The organism is Granulicella sp. S156, from assembly GCF_009766105.1.
GTDB lineage: Bacteria > Acidobacteriota > Terriglobia > Terriglobales > Acidobacteriaceae > Granulicella.
The window spans coordinates 226,283-227,262 of record NZ_LMUH01000018.1; the positions used below are offsets into that span (position 1 = coordinate 226,283).

The following is a 980-nucleotide window of genomic DNA, read 5'->3' on the forward strand; positions in this document are numbered from 1 at the left end:
GAGCCAGAAGCCGAGCGCGAGAAAGATAAGCGTGGCGACGAAGACAGCGTTAGCGATCATCGGGGTCCTCTCTGCCGCAAGCGAAGCGATGCGGCAAGTTCAGAAGATAACGCGGAGAGGCTTAGCCTCTCCGCAAAAGGGGCGAGGCGCTTTAGTCCTCCTCGCCCGGATCGACGACCACGAGTGGTCGCTCCAGCCGCTGGATGCGGATTGCGTGGATGGCATAGCTCGCGTGCTTCGCCGGATACCGTTTGCCCACGACAACGACAGTGCGATCCTCCTCGAAGGCGCGCAGCTCGCCTTCGATTTCGAGATACTCGCCGCGTCTCATGCCCCGCGTGAAGCCACAGAACCAGGGACCGGCGCAGATGATGCGATGCCAGTCGATGCGTGGCGTCCACTGGTTGGTTGCCACGTCCCAGGTACCGGACATAGTTGCGAGGAGTAGAACGGCAAAGGCGTCCTCGGCGATTCCCTCTGAGGGAGGCACCTCGGCATTGCTGCCGAGGAAGCCACGCAACGTCACGGTGTTCTCGAAGAGTGGAGTCATAGTTGCACCTCCCGAGGGAGGACAACGCGGCCTAAGCCGCGTCGTCCTCCGTGATGGTCTCGGCGTCGAGGTTCTCGCCGGCCTTGGGTGCCGCCAGCTTCTTGACGATGCTGGCGCGTACTTCCTTGTCGCGGAAGGTGACCTTGACCTTGTTCTTTCCCTGGACGATCTCCTTCTCGTACTCGGTCGAGTGCAGCTCGCCTTCGATCTCGACGTAGTCGCCTTTCTTCAGGTTCTTCGCGTAGTCGGCAGGCTTGCCGAAGGCAACGATGCGGTGCCATTCGGTCTTGTTGACCCACTCCTTGCTCTTCCTGTCCTTGTAACCGGACTTGGTTGCGAGCGAGAGGGTGACGAAGGTGGTTTGGTTGCGGGTTGCGAAGCTCTCGGCGTCCTTGCCGATAAAGCCCTTCAGCGTGATTTTGTTTTCGTA

At 60.4% G+C, this 980-nt stretch carries 2 protein-coding genes; both read right to left on the reverse strand.

Features of this window, described 5'->3' with window-relative positions; translation table 11 throughout:
* Positions 1–151 precede the first annotated feature (151 nt).
* On the reverse strand, positions 152–550 hold the full coding sequence (locus GSQ91_RS14715; protein WP_158822523.1) for a hypothetical protein: 399 nt from the start codon (positions 548–550) through the stop codon (positions 152–154).
* Positions 551–581: 31 nt separating this feature from the next.
* The coding region (locus GSQ91_RS14720; protein ID WP_158822524.1) for a single-stranded DNA-binding protein at positions 582–980 on the reverse strand (399 nt) is incomplete at its 5' end.

What these genes read in the sequence shown, in the direction of transcription:
- GSQ91_RS14715 (WP_158822523.1), bottom strand. Translation starts at nt 550, where the DNA reads ATGACTCCACTCTTCGAGAACACCGTGACGTTGCGTGGCTTCCTCGGC.